The sequence below is a fragment of the Bacillus cabrialesii genome (assembly GCF_004124315.2).
GTDB classification, from domain to species: Bacteria; Bacillota; Bacilli; order Bacillales; family Bacillaceae; genus Bacillus; species Bacillus cabrialesii.
This window is the reverse complement of the sequence record NZ_CP096889.1, coordinates 4041364-4061360: the sequence shown is the minus strand read 5'-3', so window position 1 is coordinate 4061360 and position 19997 is coordinate 4041364. Positions and strand designations below refer to the sequence as shown.

The 19997-nt window shown below is 39.8% G+C and carries 16 protein-coding genes and 2 pseudogenes; 14 read left to right on the top strand and 4 right to left on the bottom strand.

Features of this window, described 5'->3' with window-relative positions; genetic code table 11:
- Positions 1-119: 119 nt before the first annotated feature.
- Both EFK13_RS20695 and rocF read left to right on the top strand, forming a co-directional pair.
- A complete protein-coding gene (locus tag EFK13_RS20695; RefSeq protein ID WP_129507042.1) occupies positions 120-1523 on the top strand; it encodes an amino acid permease in 1404 nt (467 codons plus the stop codon).
- A 73-nt stretch (positions 1524-1596) separates the two neighbouring features.
- On the top strand, positions 1597-2487 hold the full coding sequence (gene rocF, locus EFK13_RS20690; RefSeq protein WP_129507043.1) for an arginase: 891 nt from the start codon (positions 1597-1599) through the stop codon (positions 2485-2487).
- A gap of 33 nt (positions 2488-2520) precedes the next feature.
- On the opposite strand, the gene EFK13_RS20685 is transcribed toward rocF, so the two are convergent.
- Positions 2521-2637, bottom strand: a complete 117-nt coding sequence (locus EFK13_RS20685; protein WP_129507044.1) for a Phr family secreted Rap phosphatase inhibitor — start codon at positions 2635-2637, stop codon at positions 2521-2523.
- Positions 2638-3735, bottom strand: a complete 1098-nt coding sequence (gene rapG / locus EFK13_RS20680; RefSeq protein WP_129507045.1) for a response regulator aspartate phosphatase RapG — start codon at positions 3733-3735, stop codon at positions 2638-2640.
- 110 nt (positions 3736-3845) lie between these two features.
- Here rapG and EFK13_RS20675 point away from each other — a divergent pair, with 110 nt between their 5' ends.
- From EFK13_RS20675 to EFK13_RS20665, 3 genes are all read left to right on the top strand, one after another.
- Positions 3846-4316 (top strand): GNAT family N-acetyltransferase, encoded by a 471-nt coding sequence (locus EFK13_RS20675; RefSeq protein ID WP_129507046.1) that lies wholly within the window; start codon positions 3846-3848, stop codon positions 4314-4316.
- 142 nt (positions 4317-4458) lie between these two features.
- Positions 4459-5196, top strand: a complete 738-nt coding sequence (locus tag EFK13_RS20670) for a YiiX/YebB-like N1pC/P60 family cysteine hydrolase (RefSeq protein WP_129507047.1) — start codon at positions 4459-4461, stop codon at positions 5194-5196.
- Between the two features lie 10 nt (positions 5197-5206).
- The gene (locus EFK13_RS20665) at positions 5207-6370 is read left to right on the top strand and encodes a hypothetical protein (protein ID WP_129507048.1); all 1164 of its coding nucleotides are present in this window, start codon (positions 5207-5209) and stop codon (positions 6368-6370) included.
- Between the two features lie 73 nt (positions 6371-6443).
- Here EFK13_RS20665 and EFK13_RS20660 read toward each other — a convergent pair whose 3' ends face one another.
- The gene (locus tag EFK13_RS20660) at positions 6444-6740 is read right to left on the bottom strand and encodes a hypothetical protein (RefSeq protein ID WP_129507049.1); all 297 of its coding nucleotides are present in this window, start codon (positions 6738-6740) and stop codon (positions 6444-6446) included.
- Positions 6741-6887: 147 nt separating this feature from the next.
- On the opposite strand from EFK13_RS20660, the gene EFK13_RS20655 reads away from it, so the two are divergent.
- Positions 6888-7058 (top strand): hypothetical protein, encoded by a 171-nt coding sequence (locus EFK13_RS20655; protein ID WP_129507050.1) that lies wholly within the window; start codon positions 6888-6890, stop codon positions 7056-7058.
- Between the two features lie 62 nt (positions 7059-7120).
- Positions 7121-8347, top strand: a complete 1227-nt coding sequence (fdhA, locus tag EFK13_RS20650; RefSeq protein WP_129507051.1) for a formaldehyde dehydrogenase, glutathione-independent — start codon at positions 7121-7123, stop codon at positions 8345-8347.
- A 33-nt stretch (positions 8348-8380) separates the two neighbouring features.
- On the opposite strand, the pseudogene EFK13_RS20645 reads toward fdhA, so the two are convergent.
- A pseudogene (locus tag EFK13_RS20645) lies at positions 8381-8811 on the bottom strand (hypothetical protein).
- Positions 8812-9064: 253 nt separating this feature from the next.
- On the opposite strand from EFK13_RS20645, the gene EFK13_RS20640 reads away from it, so the two are divergent.
- From EFK13_RS20640 to EFK13_RS20610, 7 genes and pseudogenes are all read left to right on the top strand, one after another.
- The gene (locus EFK13_RS20640) at positions 9065-9235 is read left to right on the top strand and encodes a CxxH/CxxC protein (protein WP_003236479.1); all 171 of its coding nucleotides are present in this window, start codon (positions 9065-9067) and stop codon (positions 9233-9235) included.
- Positions 9236-9315: 80 nt separating this feature from the next.
- The gene (gene rlmH, locus EFK13_RS20635; protein WP_003226975.1) at positions 9316-9795 is read left to right on the top strand and encodes a 23S rRNA (pseudouridine(1915)-N(3))-methyltransferase RlmH; all 480 of its coding nucleotides are present in this window, start codon (positions 9316-9318) and stop codon (positions 9793-9795) included.
- A pseudogene (locus EFK13_RS20630) lies at positions 9792-10161 on the top strand (restriction endonuclease subunit S domain-containing protein); the annotation flags it as partial. The gene rlmH and the pseudogene EFK13_RS20630, both read left to right, overlap by 4 nt.
- A 22-nt stretch (positions 10162-10183) precedes the next feature.
- Entirely contained in the window at positions 10184-11776 is a 1593-nt protein-coding gene (locus EFK13_RS20625; protein ID WP_129507052.1) for a type I restriction-modification system subunit M, read from the top strand.
- Entirely contained in the window at positions 11766-13016 is a 1251-nt protein-coding gene (locus EFK13_RS20620; protein ID WP_129507053.1) for a restriction endonuclease subunit S, read from the top strand. Before EFK13_RS20625 ends, EFK13_RS20620 begins: the two co-directional genes overlap by 11 nt.
- A gap of 21 nt (positions 13017-13037) precedes the next feature.
- A complete protein-coding gene (locus EFK13_RS20615) occupies positions 13038-16196 on the top strand; it encodes a type I restriction endonuclease subunit R (RefSeq protein ID WP_129507054.1) in 3159 nt (1052 codons plus the stop codon).
- A 57-nt stretch (positions 16197-16253) separates the two neighbouring features.
- Positions 16254-18968, top strand: coding sequence for an AbiH family protein (locus EFK13_RS20610; protein ID WP_129507055.1), 2715 nt, complete (start codon positions 16254-16256; stop codon positions 18966-18968).
- Positions 18969-19997 lie beyond the last annotated feature (1029 nt).

The window sequence follows — 19997 nt, the reverse complement described above, 5'->3', positions numbered from 1 at the left end:
ATGAGAAGAAGTGAATTTTATATTAAATAGATAGAGACTCTTTGGACAGCAAACTGGGATACGCAACATGTAGATGTTCCAGCTTAGATCCAATACAAGTTGCTGAAGGGGTGCAGAATGTGAATACAAACCAAGACAACGGAAATCAGCTCCAGCGGACAATGAAATCACGCCACTTGTTCATGATTTCATTGGGCGGAGTGATCGGAACCGGTTTCTTCCTTGGAACCGGGTTTACCATTAACCAAGCAGGACCGCTCGGTGCGGTTCTGTCCTATTTAGTGGGCGGCTTTATCATGTTTTTGACGATGCTCTGTTTAGGAGAGCTGGCAGTCGCCTTTCCTGTGTCGGGGTCCTTCCAGACCTATGCGACAAAATTTATCAGCCCGGCTTTCGGGTTTGCGTTCGGCTGGCTGTACTGGCTCGGCTGGGCGGTTACATGCGCCATTGAATTCTTATCAGCGGGGCAGCTGATGCAACGCTGGTTTCCGCACGTAGACGTGTGGATCTGGTGTCTGGTATTTGCGGCACTGATGTTTATTCTAAATGCGATCACCACAAAAGCCTTTGCAGAATCTGAATTCTGGTTTTCAGGCATTAAAATTTTGATTATCCTTTTATTTATTATTCTCGGCGGAGCCGCCATGTTTGGCCTGATCGATCTGAAGGGCGGAGAGCAGGCGCCGTTTCTGTCACATTATTATGAAGATGGGTTATTTCCGAACGGCATAAAGGCAATGCTGATTACGATGATTACCGTGAACTTCGCGTTCCAGGGAACTGAGCTGATCGGGGTTGCAGCGGGAGAAAGTGAAGACCCTGAAAAAACGATCCCGCGATCCATCAAACAGACAGTATGGAGAACGCTTGTCTTCTTTGTTCTTTCCATTATTGTCATTGCCGGGATGATCCCGTGGAAACAGGCGGGAGTCGTGGAAAGTCCGTTTGTTGCCGTATTTGAGCAAATCGGAATTCCATATGCCGCAGATATCATGAACTTTGTCATTTTAATCGCGCTGTTATCCGTTGCGAATTCAGGTTTATACGCATCGACACGTATCCTGTACGCGATGGCGAATGAAGGACAGGCCTTCAAAGCGCTGGGCAAAACAAACCAGCGCGGTGTGCCGATGTACTCGTTAATCGTAACGATGGCTGTGGCCTGCCTGTCACTTCTGACGAAATTTGCGCAGGCTGAAACCGTATATATGGTGCTGTTATCCTTGGCGGGCATGAGCGCGCAGGTCGGCTGGATTACGATTTCGCTTTCCCAAATTATGTTCAGACGCAAATATATCCGTGAAGGCGGCAAGACAGAAGATTTGAAATTCAAAACACCGCTGTATCCGGTGCTTCCGATACTTGGCCTGACGTTAAATACGGTCGTTCTCATCAGCCTTGCATTTGATCCGGAGCAGCGTATCGCGCTGTATTGCGGCGTACCGTTTATGGTCATTTGCTACATTATATATCATGTTGTCATTAAAAAACGCCAGCAGGCAAATCGTCAGCTAGAGCTTTAAAAACGTTGTCCGCAAGTCATCTTTGTTATAACCCGCATAGGACATTATCTTATATGTTGAGGTGGAATCACAGATGGATAAAACGATTTCGGTTATTGGAATGCCAATGGATTTAGGACAAGCACGACGCGGAGTGGACATGGGCCCGAGTGCCATCCGGTACGCCCATCTGATTGAAAGGCTGTCAGACATGGGGTATACGGTTGAAGATCTCGGTGACATTCCGATCAATCGCGAAAAGATCAACAATGACGAAGAACTGAAAAACCTGAATTCCGTTTTGGCGGGAAATGAAAAACTCGCTCAAAAGGTCAACAAGGTCATTGAAGAAGAAAAATTTCCGCTTGTCCTGGGCGGCGATCACAGTATTGCGATCGGCACGCTGGCAGGCACAGCGAAGCATTACGATAATCTCGGCGTCATCTGGTATGACGCGCACGGCGACCTGAATACACTTGAAACATCACCATCAGGCAATATTCACGGCATGCCGCTTGCCGTCAGCCTCGGCATCGGCCACGAGTCGCTGGTTAACCTTGAAGGCTATGCGCCTAAAATCAAACCGGAAAACGTCGTCATCATCGGCGCCCGTTCTCTTGATGAAGGGGAGCGCAAGTACATTAAGGAAAGCGGCATGAAGGTGTACACGATGCACGAAATCGACCGTCTCGGCATGACAAAGGTGATTGAAGAAACCCTTGATTATTTATCAGCATGTGACGGTGTCCATCTGAGCCTTGATCTGGACGGACTTGATCCGAACGACGCACCGGGTGTCGGAACCCCTGTCGTCGGCGGCATCAGCTACCGGGAGAGCCATCTGGCTATGGAAATGCTGTATGACGCAGGCATCATCACCTCAGCTGAATTTGTTGAGGTCAACCCGATTCTTGATCATGAAAACAAGACTGGCCAAACAGCAGTAGAGCTCGTAGAATCCCTGCTAGGGAAGAAATTGCTGTAACAAAAAACCCCCGCGCCGCGGGGGTTTTCTTTATTAGCCAATCATTTTCTCAGCGACTTTCATCTCCTCTGAATGGGTTTGATGGTCGGCAATAAACCACCCAGATAAAATCACAGCTGCGACGCCTGCGCCAATCAGAAATTTTTTCATTTATATAACCTCCGTTCGTTTAATGAATTCTTCAATTTGTAAGGCCTCATAAAAAAAGTGGGCAGCTTCTTTGTAAAGCTCATGCTCTCTATACCGTTCGCCAGCCAAAATGGAAAGTTCTCTTACACTGTCATACTCTTTCTCGGACAACAAATCATCCATCTGTTGTTTGCATAAGTGAAACGTTTCCGCATGACCTCCTTCTGCATAAATGGCATATAAAATGTCTATTTTTGCCTCACATATTCTATTCGGCTCAGCAGTCAATTTTTCCTTCGCCTCTTGGTAATAAGATAGGGCCTGATTTTTCTTTTTGATCTTAAACAGCTCTCGTATCAGCAAGTAGACAGAATGATAGTAATAGGCAGAGCGGGCGTATTCTTCGTTCTGTAAGGCCTCTTCTAATTTGGAGACCGCCTCTTCCGATTTGCCGCTTTGCGCATGAAGAAGCCCGAAGTTATGCAAAAGCTGGGCTTCAAAAAAATGATCCTCTAATTCTCTCGTGATCCGAATCGCTTCGTCCAAATGCGTTTCAGCTTCTACAAACTGGCTCATCTCGGTGAAATTGCCTGACATGGTGACAAGCGCGGAAGCCAGTTTCTTTTTATAATCGGTCTCTTCCCTGAACGTTTTGACGGCTTGCCGTGTATGGTTGAGAGAGACAATATTTTGTCCCAGCTTATAATAGAGTTTTCCGACCTTCAGGTGAAATTCGGCTTTCTCGATCGGATCGGGAATGTTGCCAAGATATTGCTCGGCCTCTTTGTACAGCCCAATGGCAATATCGTAATTATTTTTATAGGCTTCGTACATGCCTTCAAACAGAAAAAAGTAATATTTCAGCATGTCTGACGTAGCATTCATATGGGAAGGCTCCTCATGTTGAAAGCCCTGTCCTCTCGCTTCGTGAAGCAAAACCTTGTGGCGCAGTTCCAATAAGGAGAAATAGGCAAGCACTTCCTGATCCTCTTCCATGTCGTCCAATAAAGGCTTCACTTCTTCAAAACAACGGGTGGATTCTTCAACTTCATGTTTCTTGATCGCAAGGTACCAATCGTTGAGCATGTTAGCGATTTCTGCGGGTGCAATTTTATTCATGTGAAACTCCTTTCTCTAGTGACTTATCAATCTCAGTTGCTTATTCTGATAGTAACACCTCTTTCTATTTTATGTAAAATCCTCTAGTCAATATCTAAAGGAGAGATGATATGACAATGATGCTGACTCCCATGCAAACAGTAGAATTTCGATCTTATCTTACGTACACAGCGAAGCATTACGCGGAAGAAAAGGTAAAGGCGGGCACATGGCTGCCTGAAGATGCACCGCTTTTGTCTAAGCAAACCTTTTCAGATCTGCTTCCGAAGGGGCTGGAAACACCCCATCATCATTTATGGAGCCTCACGTTGCATGAAAAGGAAATCGTGGGCTGGCTCTGGATACACGCTGAACCGGAGCATCCGCAGCAGGAAGCATTTATTTACGATTTTGGTTTATATGAACCATACCGCGGCAAGGGCTACGCAAAGCAAGCATTGGCGGCATTAGATCAGACGGCACGCAGTATGGGGATTCGGAAGCTGTCCCTCCACGTCTTTGCCCATAATCAGACAGCGCGGAAGCTATACGAGCGAACCGGATTTCAAGAAACGGACGTGGTGATGAGCAAGAAGCTTTAACGAAGAGGGTCTTGTAAAGGCCCTTTTTCTGTAAATGATTTCTAAAAATTCTGTAAATAACCTAGTTACTTTCCTTATTTTCCTAATATAATGTGGGTGAGGAAGTCAGCTTTCCTACATTCACAAGAAAAGAGGAGATGTAATGAAGTTGAAGAAAAGGGTAACAATATTTATGGTAGCGCTTACAATTTGCGGTGGCCTGTTTATTTCTCCCGCCAAAGCTGTAAAGACCACAGACTATGCTGAAGAAATCGCCGAACTGCAGCCGGGCACGACACCAGAAGAAGTAATGAAATCCGCCAGCCAGATTGCCAAACAGCAGAACGTAAAGCAAGACGTCATTCTGAAGCAGTTCTATAAGGAAATCACAGCTGATAAAGCTGAGGGAGACCGGCTCGCTAAGGAAAGCGGCATGTCCATCATGGGCGGCTCGTCGGGCACGAAAAAACTTCCGACAAGCGCGAAAGGGAATATCTATTACACCAACTCCTACACAGCCTACTACAATCACGGCCACGTCGGCATGTACTCCGCCGCTGACAAAATTGTTGAATCTGTCCCGAGCGACGGCGTCAGACAGATCGCTTACAATGCCAGAGACGTGGAAGACAACTCCATTGTGCAGACAGTTAGTGTAACCTCTTCTCAAAAAACATCTGCTGCCGACTGGGCGGTATCAAAAGTCGGCGACCCATACTCATTTAACTTCGTCAATAACAGAAATACCGGACATGACGGCGCCAAAAACTGTTCAAAGCTTCTCTGGTCCGCCTTTTTGCTGAAAGCAGGCATTGATATAGACAGCAACGGAGGCTTAGGGGTGTATCCGCGCGACATCACCAGCTCATCCTATACAGCAACCATTATGACCATCAGATAAGGAGAAGGATATGAAGAAGCTGATGATCACCATCGCCATGCTGACTCTCGCAGGAATCGCACTATTTGTCTTCGTTTCTCCTCTCAAAAGCCATAAAGCCGTGAGTCAGCAGGATCTCAGAGACCCTGATTTTCTCGATGACAAAGAAGTCCTGCTGTATCTCTCCACCTCTGCGGATCAAGATGCATTGGGCGGCGGGAAAAGCTACGCCCTTTTTATCAGCCAGGACGGGTCGCTGTCTTCATTTAAGATGAAGGGCCTTGAGCTGGGCTCAGCCAAGGTACACGGCGACAGTGTGATGCTGGAGGATAAAAACACGATTTACACGATCAAAAACGGCCTGCGCTCCCATAAAAGAGGGTATCAACACACAGGAGACAGCGCTGGCTTTCTGCAAAACACGGATGGCTTTTACACCTTATACAACTCAGGCTACGACAAAAAGGGAGACGGGTACCGTTCAGAGCTATACCGCCAGATCGACGGAGAGTGGAAAAAAGATGTCATCCCCTACTACATCCGCGCCTCCGGTTTCCATGACGGCATTATTTACGCACTCGTCCCGACAGCTGACGAAAAAGGCTATCAGCTCCTCCAGATTCAAGCGGATCAAAAGAAGCTCACCTGCCACAACATAACGGAATGGCAGTACCGGGAAGGAGCCTCAGTTGAATCCCAGCTTGCTGTGGACGACCAAGCGGTTTATGTCATGATTCGCGGCCAAAAGGCGCGCAATCTTTATCAAATGGTCAAGATCGACAAAAAAAGCGGCAATGTCGAACTGCACGACATCGCCGAATACAAAAACGACGAACAAACGATATACAGCTCCATGCCCTTCAGCTTTAAGAACAGCTTTTTCTCTTATGATGGGGACATTTACTTCATTGACGGCTTCGGAAAGGTGTACAAAATCGATGCAAAGACAGGAAAAACAAGCATCGCTTTCACCCTTTCACCAGAAAAAATGAAAGCCGATTTCAAAGAAATCACCCAAAAAGGCACCAGCCTCTATTTCTTCACATACACGTACAACAAGCCTGCATACATTGAACAGTACAGCCTGAAGACCGGAAAGAAAGTGAAGGAAAAAGAGATCGGGAAGGTAAAGGACGTCGTGGCGCCGAAGAGTCATTTGAAGCTGTATGATGTTGAGGTGATGAAGGGGTTTTAAGCGACTATTATTGTCACATTATTTCTCAGGAAATACGAAAAAGAGACTTGCAGGAAGTCTCTTTTTCTGTTGCTTAATTTGATACATATCCATAATAGAACGCTGTCCAGCCGCCATCATAACGTGGTTCTAGATGAGAGAGTTTTAATGTTCCTGTATAGCCGTCTAGTGAGTAATTGTAATATTTAGGAATATCATCAACATCAGAGTAGCCCCAGTAAGTTACTTTATAATTGGAGATATACTTGGTGGCCTGTGCTTTCACTTCCTGTACAGAGGATTCAGCCGCAGAAGCAGGACTAGCAAAAGTGCCCCCAACACCAAGTGAAATTCCCAAAGCCAATGTTCCAATCACGATTTTTTTAAACATCTTTTTCCCTCCCATTTTTTTGAAATCAAATATAAAATTCAACAAATTTCCTGAGATATCCTACTATTTAAAATTAATTTTGTGTAAAATTTGTGAATTATTGTAAAATAGACGTACTAATTGAATGGTGGGTAAAGGAGGAATCGCATGCTTACCAAACGGGTCATTCTTCTGGCGGTTATTATCAGCCTGGTTTCGGCCATTACTGTGTTCCTGTTAAATGGATGTAAAGTCGACTTCTTAGACATCGGCGGAACCATTATTGGCTGCTTTCTTGGCATATTTGTTGTTATAAGAATACAGAAAAAACAGTCGTGAGAAAGGGAAAGAGTCATGCCGAACCGAAGTCATGTTCAAGGACGGAGAGTCCAAACACATGAATGGGAGGAATGGCGTTGACAGGAAACAAAGCGGTTGTGTACAAAGGCAAAGGGACTGTAGCGGTGGAGGATATCGGTTATCCGGAGTTAATCTTGAGGGACGGGCCCGGCGTCCCGAAGGCGAATGTGAATCGAAAATGTGAGCATGGGGTTATTCTCAAAGTCATTACAACCAACATTTGCGGAAGCGACCAGCATATGGTCAGAGGCCGCACAACGGCGCCAGAAGGCTTGGTGCTCGGGCATGAAATTACGGGAGAAGTCATTGAAACGGGGCGTGATGTCGAATTTATCAAAAAAGGCGATATCGTATCCGTTCCTTTCAATATTGCCTGCGGACGCTGTGTGATGTGCAAAACGCAGAAAACGCATGTGTGCCTGAATGTCAATCCGGACCGGCCGGGATCGGCTTACGGCTACGTCGATATGGGCGGCTGGGTCGGCGGCCAGTCTGAATACGTCATGGTGCCGTACGCTGATTTTCAGCTTTTAGTATTCCCTGATAAAGAACAGGCGCTAGAAAAGATTCTCGATTTGACCATGCTGTCCGACATTTTCCCGACCGGCTTCCATGGAGCTTATACAGCGGGCGTGCAAACAGGTTCAACCGTCTATATCGCGGGAGCGGGTCCTGTCGGCTTGGCAGCTGCACACTCCGCTCAGCTCCTAGGCGCCTCCACCGTCATTGTCGGTGATCTGAACGAAGACAGACTGGCACAGGCGAGAAGCTTCGGCTGTGAAACAGTCAACGTGCAAAAACACGACCGCCTCGGCGAACAAATTGAACAAATACTAGGCGAACCGACAGTTGATGCCGCAGTGGACTGTGTCGGCTTTGAAGCATCCGGTCACGGCAATCAAGGAGAAGCGCCAGCCGCTGTGCTGAACTCGATCATGGAGGTCACCCAGGTCGGCGGCAGCCTTGGCATTCCAGGCTTATACGTGACCGAAGATCCCGGTGCAAAGGATGCAGACGCCAAAACAGGCTCGTTAAAAATCCGCTTCGGACTCGGCTGGGCCAAAGCCCATACCTTCGTCACCGGACAAACACCCGCCATGACATACAACCGCAATTTGATGAAAGCGATCCTGAGCGGCAGATCGCAGATCGCAAAAGCCGTCAACGCCACCGTCATTTCTCTGGACGACGCGCCAAAAGGCTACAGCGACTTCGACAAAGGCGCAGCCAAAAAATTCGTCATCGACCCACATGGAACGCTGAAATAAGAGAAAAAGCCGGACGTTCTCTGAACGCCGGCTTTATTGCTGGTAATCTGTTTCATCAAATCGACTTCCCATTTCATCCTGTACGATGAATTCCCCTTCGATTTTGTCCAGTCCAATCAGAATATAAGGGTTTTTCTCATTTGCTTTTGTCCAGTCCAATCAGAATATAAGGGTTTTTCTCATTTGCTTTTGTCCAGTCCAATCAGAATATAAGGGTTTTTCTCATTTGCTTTTGGAGCGGGTTTTCGCTTCACAGTTACAATCGTTTCCTTAGGTGTATATTTGACGTCCGACACTTCAAGCTTCTTTTCTTTCTCGCTGCTTCTGAGAGACATAATAACCATCTTTCTGCCTTCTAAAATGGTGAAACCTTGATACCCTTTTACATCATCATGTGTTTGAAGATAATTTGCATACAATTCTAGCTCTGAACTGCCTTCACCAATTCTCTCCTTTTCTAACACCCAATAAGACGACTAACACCCAGCAAGCAACAACATGATCACAAAAAGCCAAATCCATCTGGAGCGCAAATGCAGACCTCCCCACACATCGGTTGCATCCAAACTAACATACGAGCGAAATAGAGTCATCAACAGCTTGTTTGTCGAATTGTGGATAAAACTCAGCCCGAAGCACTACTAACATGTGAATAAATAGGTTATATTGGGAAGAGAATATTTGCAAAAATGCAAGAAACCATCGGAGGATTTGAACATGAAACAAACGTATTATTCCTGTGAAGAACACATCGAAACCGTGCTAGATATGTACATAGACGACCACGAACTGCCGCCCGAAATCAGAAAAATCGAACATACTAACAGTTTATCCACAGCCTGTGAATTATGTGGAGACCCCGCAGTATATATAGTGGGGAACGAATGATCTTACACAAAATACAGAAAAGATATCCACAATTGTGGACAATATATATGAATAACTTGTTTTTAAAGTGGGGATGACCTGTGAATATCAATATTGTGACAATCGGAAAACTAAAAGAAAAATACCTCAAGCAAGGCATTGAAGAATACACCAAACGACTTTCGGCCTACGCAAAAATCGACATCATCGAACTCCCGGACGAAAAAGCGCCGGAAAACCTAAGCGACCAGGACATGAAAATCATAAAAGACAAAGAAGGCGACCGCATCCTATCAAAAATCAGCCCCGACGCCCACGTCATCGCCCTCGCCATCGAAGGAAAAATGAAAACATCCGAAGAACTAGCCGATACAATAGATAAGCTGGCCACTTATGGAAAAAGCAAAGTCACCTTCGTCATCGGCGGATCACTCGGATTGAGTGACGCGGTGATGAAGCGAGCGGATGAAAAGCTGTCGTTTTCAAAAATGACGTTTCCTCATCAGTTGATGCGTCTCATACTAGTCGAGCAGATTTATCGGGCTTTTCGGATTAATCGTGGGGAGCCTTATCATAAATAACATTTAGTCATGTTAGTTCTAAAGCCGGTATGGTAAGTAAGTTAAACCAAGGGAAGATCATAAACCAAAACTTTGCGAAACACTTAATTGAACATAATCATTTAGATAGTAGATATTTATGTTAACCACTGAATGGATCGTACTTCATGAAAAAGTAAATGGAATTTTCTATACAGGGAAGTAATGTACCAAAATTAAGCTCAGCAATTTTAAAAGAGTTGAATATCAAATTACAATGTATTAAGATGCTACGGACAATAGGAAAAGCTTATTTCATTTTCTAGAAAGCATCAAGCTCTGGCAAAGAAACAAGTAGAACTTGAAGAGCAACTTTATTTAGGAGTATTAAAGCAATTAGACCAATAATAGAAAAAGTGAGGAACACAATATGGCTGAATTAAACGCAATATTATTTAGTGCTGCAGATAACTTGCGAAGCAAAATGGATGCATCAGAATATAAAAACTACTTATTAGGATTAATCTTTTACAAGTACTTATCTGACAAGTTATTAGAAAAAGTAGTTGAAATAGCAGATGAATCTCTAGATAAATACAACACACAAGAAAAACAAACGCAATTGTATAAGGATTTATTAGGAGATGAAGAGATAAAAAGTGATTTGATTGAAACGTTAGTTGATACATTAGGCTATGATATTGAACCAGAGTATTTATTTAATGTATTAACCAATCAAGCGAAACTAAACACGTTTCAGTTAAATGACCTGAATAAAGCCTTTATTGATTTGTCTACTAAATATGATCAATTTAATGGGTTGTTTGATGATGTGGATTTAAAATCAAAAAAACTAGGATCAGATGATCAACAACGAAACATTACCATTTCAGAAGTACTAAGGAAGCTAAATGATGTCGATGTAATTGGGCATAATGGCGATGTAATTGGAGATGCCTATGAGTTCTTAATTGGTCAATTTGCCTCTGAAGCTGGTAAGAAAGCTGGAGAATTCTATACACCTCATGAAGTATCTGAAATGATGGCTCGAATTACTGCAATCGGTCAAGAAGACAAAAAATTGTTTAGTGTATATGATCCTACGATGGGATCCGGTTCTTTAATGTTGAATATTCGAAACTATATTAATCATCCAGATAGTGTAAAGTATCATGGGCAAGAACTAAACACAACAACTTTTAATCTAGCGAAGATGAACTTAATCTTGCATGGTGTGAATAAAGAAGATATGCGTTTACGTAATGGAGATACATTGAATAAAGATTGGCCGACAGATGAACCATATACCTTTGATGCCGTTCTGATGAATCCACCATACTCTGCAAAATGGTCTGCAGATGCTACATTCTTAGATGATTCGCGATTCAATCGTTATGGAAAGTTAGCGCCAAAATCAAAAGCTGACTTTGCTTTTCTTTTACATGGGTTCTACCATTTGAAAGATTCGGGAACAATGGCCATCGTCTTACCGCATGGAGTTCTGTTCCGTGGAGCGGCGGAAGGTGTAATTCGCAAGAAATTATTGGAAGATGGCAGTATTGATGCGGTAATCGGTATGCCGGCAAACTTATTCTTTGGAACGTCGATTCCAACAACAGTCATCATCTTGAAGAAAAATCGCAGCACTCGTGATGTGTTATTTATTGATGCAAGTAAAGAGTTCGTAAAAGGAAAGAACCAAAATAAACTTTCTAAAGAACATATTGATAAAATTGTCGAAACGTATAAGAAACGAGAAGATGTCGAGAAATATGCCCACGTTGCAACATTCGATGAAATCAAAGAGAATGATTTCAATTTGAACATCCCTCGATACGTAGATACCTTTGAAGAAGAAGAACCTGTGGATATGGCTGCGATTGGCTCAAAAATCAAAGACATTCGAAAAGAAAAAGCAGAACTAGAATCTAGTATATATGACATGATTTCTTCGCTACAATATGATGAAGAAAATGCAGAATGGATTAAGGGTGCGTTAGAGGTGTTTACTCGTGGGAAATAAGCGTGTGCCAGAAGTGAGGTTTTCAGGGTTTAGTGGAGAGTGGGAACAACGTAAGTTAAAAGAATATGTAGGCAACGTAATTTCTGACGGCGACTGGATTGAAAAAGAACATATACATGATGCAGGAGAATACAGGATTGTCCAAACTGGTAATTTAGGATTAGGCGTTTATTTAGATAAACCAGATCACGCAAAATATTTAAATCAAGATAGCTTTTGCAAGCTAAAAGCTAATGAGATTTTTCCTGGAGATATATTAGTTTCAAGATTGGCTGAGCCAGCTGGAAGAACTATTATATTACCTGAAATTTCAAGTAAAATGGTTACAGCGGTTGATGTTATGGTGGTCAGACCTTCTGGTTGTTTTGATTCTTATTTTTTTATGACAGAAATGAATTCTCCTAAATTATTAAAAGAGATTTCTAACCAAGTTAGTGGTACTTCTCATAAAAGAATTAGTAGAAAAAATTTAGAAAAAATCCCATTAAGCATACCTTCAATTGAAGAACAAATACAAATCGGAAATTTCTTCAAACAACTAGACGACACGATCTCTCTTCACCAGCAAGAACTAACCACCCTCAAACAAACAAAACAGGGATTCTTGCAAAAAATGTTTCCAAAAGAAGGGGAGTCTGTGCCAGAGGTTCGTTTTCCGGGATTTGATGGAGAGTGGGAACAGCGAAAGTTAGAAGAGATAGCTAATTATCGTAGAGGTTCTTTTCCACAACCGTATGGGAAGAAGGAATGGTACGATGAAGAAAATGGGATGCCCTTTGTACAAGTTGTGGATGTCGGTGAAAATCTTAAATTAGTTGATAATACCAAGCAAAAGATTAGTAAGTTAGCACAACCCAAAAGTGTGTTTGTTGAGGAAGGAAAGGTGATAATTACTTTACAAGGAAGTATTGGTAGGGTTGCTATTACACAATACTCTTCTTATGTTGATAGAACACTATTGATTTTTGAAAATTATAAGGTACCAATAAACAAATATTATTTTGCATACGTTATTCAGCAATTGTTTGAGAAGAAAAAGCAGAAGGCTCCAGGAGGAACTATAAAAACAATAACAAAGGAAGCTTTAAGTGATTTTCTAATAAACCTTCCAAGTATAGAAGAACAAACCGAAATTGGCAACTTTTTCAAACGACTAGACGACACCATCGCCCTTCACCAACGCGAATTAGACGCCTTAAAAGAAACGAAAAAAGCTTTCCTACAAAAGATGTTTGTCTAACGAATATAGAGGGGGAGAATCATGGCAACGATCCAACATAAAGGTGAAGCAGAGGTAGAGCGCCGCCTGATTGAAGTGTTAGGCGAAGGGTATAATCAGTGGAATTATCGTCCTGATTTAAAATCGGAAGAAGACCTGTGGGAGAACTTGCGGCAAAAGATTACGCAAAATAACTTATCAGAAATTGGGGAACATCCAATGACTGATAAAGAATTTGACAAGATAAAGACAGAGTTATTATCGAAAACACAGACACCCTTTGATGCTGCAAAATGGCTCAAAGGGGAAAATGGAATTGCTCGAATTACGATTGAACGTGAAGATGTCTCTTTAGGTTCGATGTCTCTGGTGCTGTATTCCAATCAAGACATTGGCGGAGGAATTTCTACATACGAAGTCGTTCACCAGATAGCGAAACAAAAGGCAGATGTTGATGGGCGTGATCGCCGATTTGACGTGACACTTCTCATCAATGGATTGCCTATTGTGCAAATTGAGTTGAAGCAGGCCAGTGCCAAAGACGGCGTATTTCAAGCCTATCATCAAATCAAGAAATACGCAGAAGAAGGAATGTTCAGAAATAATATCTTTTCTACGCTTCAGTTATTTGTCATTTCCAATGAACAAACGACTCGCTATTTTGCCAATGCGTTGCCAAAAGATATGCATAAGAAACTGATCTTTAGCTGGCGAACAACGGATAATCGAAAAGTAGAAAATCTCTATGAATTTGTGAAACAAGTGTTAAACATTCCAGATGCGCATCGCTTGATTGCCAATTATACGATTGTGAGTGAAGACCAAGACAACAAAGCTTTAGTAGTGTTAAAACCGTATCAAATTCATGCGATTGAAGCCTTGTTTACATCCGCCATGAGGCATCAATCCGGCTTTGTTTGGCATGCGACGGGTTCAGGAAAAACGTTGACAAGTTTTGTGTCTACGAAGTTATTGGCTCGAAAACCAGGTGTAGATCGTACTATTATGCTGATTGACCGAAAAGACTTAGATAATCAAACGACGACAGAGTTTACTAAATTTGCGTCTGAGTTTAATACCGGTATCTCTTCTGGTCATGCCAAGTCTAATAGTTTGATTGTCGGAACTGGAAGTGCAAAGGAGCTAAGTCATACTCTGCTATCTGATGCCAATTCCAATACAGTGATTATTACTACCCGCCAAAAATTAGAAGCTGCCATGCGCTATGCACAAAGGCAAGAGGAACAAAAAGGTACTCAGCGCTTTAAGAAGCTGCTGGGACAGCATATTGTCTTTGTCGTGGATGAATGCCATCGTGCGTTAAGTGCAGAAGGCATGGAAGTCATTAAGGGGTTCTTTCCAAATTCAACTTGGTTTGGATTTACAGGGACACCGATATTTAATGAAAATAAAAAACAAGCGAAGGGCCGATTAGCTCGCACTACTCGTGACCAATATGGAGACGTTTTGCACACGTATACCATTAAGAATGCGTTAGACGATGGTGCTGTTTTAGGGTTTCAAGTAGAGCATGAAGATACAATTGACCCCACTTCATTAAATAATCATATTTTTGAACAGCTGCGTCATCATGAAAAATACGCCAATTGTAGTGCAGATGAAGTGAACGATATGATTGATCAAATGGATGGAATCGAAAAAGAAGCATATCTTGAACCATCTTCGTTCGAGAATGATGAACATATTCAAAAAGTCATTCATAAGATTTTTAGGCCGGATAATGCCTATATTAAATTTGATTTTCAAAACGGTCGCCCACAAAAATCAGCTATTTTAACAACAAGTTCCATTGATATGGCGAAACGTTACTATCAGGCAATTAAAGAAATAACGAAAGATACAAATTGGCTGACACAAGAGTTTGCGGGACATCCGATCCGAATAGGGCGTACAATTGAAGATCCTGACTTTCCCCGTATTGCGATTACGTATTCAATGCAAGAAAACGAGGAAGATTCCAAACAAACTCAAGATGAAATGATGGAGATTATCAAAGATTATAACGATTACTATCACACTGCCTGGTCGATAGAAGATATTGAACGGTATAACGGCGATATTAACAATCGGTTAGCTCGTAAAAAAGGGGAATTTAAAGAATTTGGGAAACAAATTGACCTTGTCATTGTTGTCGATCGGTTATTGACTGGTTTTGATGCCCCAACGATCCAAACGTTATTTGTGGATCGAAATTTAAGTTATGCCAATTTGATTCAAGCCTTTTCCAGGACCAATCGTACATACCCAGGAAAGACAAAAGGGTTAATTGTAACATTCCGAAAACCTTCTACAATGGAACAAAACGTAAAGAATGCGACGAAATTATATTCTCATGCACAAGAGGAATCTAGTCTTGTTTATCCAACGTATGATGAATCGAAGAAACGCTTTAAAAAGGCTCACAAAACACTAACTACGTTAATTCCAAATCCAATCGATATTGATGAGAACTCACCTATTGAATCTCGGATTGAATTTGTGAGAGCGTTCCAAGAGTTAAATAATTCCTATGAAGCGTTAGTAACGTATGATGACTATAACGATGATATGAAGAAATCAACAGCACTTCAAGAACAGGTAAAAACATTAGAAGAGTATATTGGTATCTATAACACGATTAAGGGTTCACTTATAGATGAAGAGGATCAAGATGGACCGGAGCCGGATTTCTCGGACATTGAATTCTATGGAGAAAACGCAGTGAAGATCTATGATATTGATTCAACGTATATTGATCGACTATTAGAAACATACTCGGCCAATAACCAAAATATCCGTGATGAGATCGAAAGCGCACTTCAAAAACTGGAGAAATCAGACATTGTAAAAAATGTGTACCGTAAGATGTTAAATGCCATTGATACGAAAAAAGTAGATGAAGAGGAAGATATCCTTGGAGTGAAAAGACGCTTCTTCACCAAAGAACGCAGCCAAGCAGTTAGGGAATTTGCGAATACTTGGTTTGTGGCAGAGGATGAGCTGTATTTATCTGCAGTTCAATATATGATAGGGGCAGATCCTATTCCGAATATCGGGGGAATCATCAATAGCAAGCAATTTGATAAATATAAAGCTGTACATCCAGATGCAAAACCATTGAAATACGGACCAGAACTGAAACGCCAGTGGAGAAAGACATTAGATGTAGTTATTGTACCTTTGAATGATGAATTACGTTAGGTTTGATACTTTAGATGGATTTAACGAATCATTAGAAGATTATTGGGAGAATGGTTTATGAACAAAGAACATCAAGAAAAGATAGATATTAATAATGATAGTTCAAGAAATATAGTTATTGTTGGAAACGGATTTGATATGAGTATTGGTCTCAAGAGTTCATATCAGAATTTTATTGAATATATTAAAAATAGTAGAAGATTCGTTAAAGATTATGAATTATACAACTATAATAGACTTTTCCTGAGGAAATATGAAAATTTCCATTTGAATTGGTCCGATTTTGAAAGTTTATATGAAGAAACGGTTAGAAAAATAAATATCCGATCTCATAAAAATGAAGAACCGCACGATATTCTTGACATAGCGTCTGTAAATGATTCTATTAAACGATTAGAAGAGGATTTTCATGAATATCTTTCAGATGAGTACCCAAAGTGGATTGAACAAAAGACAATTCAGATTGGGAATTCTGATTTCAAAAAATTCACAGAAGAAGTGAATCCTTTTTTTAAAAAAATGATTAAAGATGAAAACACATTTTTTATTAATTTTAATTATACGAACACAATTGAGGACTTATGCGAAAGTGTACTTTATGACCCTAGTAATATATCTCAATCTAGATTAGAAGTGAAGAAAGCGAAAGAAAGAGTTTTTCATATACATGGCAGTCTCGAAGAAGAAAACATTTTATTCGGAGGGGGGTTTACTGATAGTGAGGAAATTGATAAGATTCATTACTCTCAGTCTTTAATAAATGATAAGTTGTTTAGAATTAAAGAAAATGAATTATTAAATTCAACAAGAAAAAAGATAATGTCTACTATTGATTTGAACAGTAAAGATACGAATAATAATTTATTTATTTTAGGACATTCTCTTCAAGGAAGTGATTTTCCATTCTTAACAAAATTAATTCAAAAAGCAAATAAGGTATTTATTTTTTTTTATGAAGATGATTATATTTTTAAGATGGAAGAAATCCTGAGAAAATTTGGTTCTTCAATCGCTGAGAAAATTGTACTAGTTCCTTTCTTAGAAATATTAATGCAGGATAAATTAATCGTATCCAGTTATGAGGAATATAAGACTATAGATTCCTTTTTGATAAATAAATTTCCAAGAGAAGATATATTATCTGAATTATCATTAACTATAGCCCATTTTACTTTTCGTAATATTAATGAATTGAGAATAAGCCCGAGTAATATAGAGAAGGTACTTCATATTGCAAGAAATTTAGTAATAAATAAAAATGCTTCTAAAATCTCTCGGATTTATTTTGAAGAAACAATAGATTCGGATGACTTTAACAAACTTAGCAATTCTGAAGATTTCCTGATGTTGCTGAAATGGGTGAATAAGGTTATTTTTTTCAACACAGAAATAGATAATGGTTTTTTTACCCAACTTTTACAACTTGGTAGTAGATTGGCTTATATTAGAATGGAATATTGCACATTAGGAGGATACAACGAGAGTGCGGATATATCTGAATGTGAATCATTGAGAAGGCTTGAAATAATCGACTGCTCCTTTACATCTAATCTATTAGATAAAAGAAAAAGTGTTTTCTTTATTAAGTCAGATAAACCGAATAATATAGAAAAATTAACAGTATTAAGGAATACTAATCTTGTAATTGAGAAAAATGTCTTAGAAAAATCGACAAATTTATTAGAGCTTAATATTTTAATAACCAATGATAAAAATGTGTACGAAGAAGAGATTCATTTAAAAAATTTAGAAACTTTGCATATTGATCATTCCTCAGGATTAGTTCCTAACTTAACAGTAGGGAATAAAATTAAAGAAATAGTTTTAATAGGGTATTCTGATAAATTTATTAAACTTTCATCGATTTTGAGCAGTAATAAAGAATCATTAGGTTTCCCTAAACTTAGACTCTTTCATTTAAAAACTCCAGATCAAATGACTTCATGCCGTAATATCATTGTTGATGTTATTTTAGACGTTTTTTCAAATGAAACTAAATTTATTGTAGATAAAGATATAAAATCAATTAAAGAATATTATTTGAAGTATAGAAATCCTCATATTCAGTTCTTTAATAATATTGAAGGAGTTATAGATAACACTATTTTAATAAAATTGAGAAATTTGTTGACAGAAATGTCAAATTTAGAAAATCAATCTATTGTTGAAAAACTTTTAGAAGAAATGAGTACTAAAATTCAAACTATTAAGCAGATGGAACAGGATATAGAACAAAAAGATGTAAATGGTTCAAATCTTAATAACAAATATGATTCGGGGACAAAATCTGTTTCTATTAAATATAACAGAATTGATAGTTTGTTATATGAGTATGCAACGGGAAATAACTCTGCACTTAAAGAAATTTATAAAACTTTACACGAAAAGGGAAAATCAGAAATTTTATTGGAAGTTTATCGTGAAATCGCGAATGAAATTGATCATATAAAACTAAACACAGAAGAAGATGTACTAGAACTGAAACATAAATTATTAACACGAACTCGAGATAAAGTCATTAAAGATTTTTCTGTAAAATGGTTTGTTTCTAAAGATGAACTTGATTTATCCGCTATACAGTATTTTGCAGGTGTTGATGGAATTCCGAATATTGGTAGAATTATTAATAGCAAAGATTACGAAAGCTACAAAGCCAAACATGTGGAAGCTAATCCAATTAAGTATGCGCAAGCAATAAAACAAGATTGGCAGAAAGAGTTAGATGAAAAAATAGTGTGGTTGAATGATGAATTGAGAATAGTTGAAAAGTAAATTAATGCAAATTGGAATCCTCACCTCTGCTCCTCTTGAGTTATATTTTTTTGAATACCATACTGGAAAAGCGCAAAAGGTCAAAAAGTCCTAATCACTAAATGCCTGGGAACTGTTTTAGATAACAGTGATCTTGGAAAAAAGATTTTAATTCACTTTATTCGCTGTTTCAACAAGGTTCACTTGGATTATTATCAATAACCCCATCCTCTAATCTGCTTTTAGCTTATTATATTAATTGCTACTCCATTAGTGTTTGTTTAATATGATTGTGCTGTCACTTCCACTTCCACACATGTTGAGTGTGGTAACAAGAAAAGTTGGTGTAACTTATATACCTGCATTACATATTCAAATCATTTTACACATTGATTTTATCGAGCCTGATAATATCAATATTTAAAGATCTATTTCGACCCGAACCCCGGAATCGATGCTACAAATGTTACTAATAAGGTTTGTAGTGTTTTAACAATTTGTTAAATAAACATTTACATCTTTTCAAAAAGCTTTGTATTAGCAAGAGGTGGTTTACCAGAATCACCCTGTAGCCTGTCACAGCTCAGGGTGTTTTTTTGTTGTCAAATCTATCTGGATACGTGTCAGTGCATGATTAGCTATATATGCATACAAAAACATAATAACCATACTTAAAAAGCTAATCGTTACCCTTAAAGAGTTACGGTGTGGACCGTACCATTAGTAGAGGCAAATATAGTTGAAAATATAGTTGTATTTTATTGTATGGAATCGGTAATGGTTATGAAAAATCATCGTCATCCGTTTCACAATATAGCTTGTGTATAAATAAAAAGGTCTCATATATTTTTTCTGTAAATACAAAATCGAATTCAATTTTATTAATCATTCTTAAAAGTCCTTTTGTTTGGTTTCAACGTAATTTTATTAATTACAAGATGGAGCATATATTGTTTTATTTCTTGAAGTGCTCTTAAATACTAATAGAATTTGATCAATATGTTTCGACTAATTCCGGTTGTCTTATTCAGGGCTAGATTCTATTTTTAG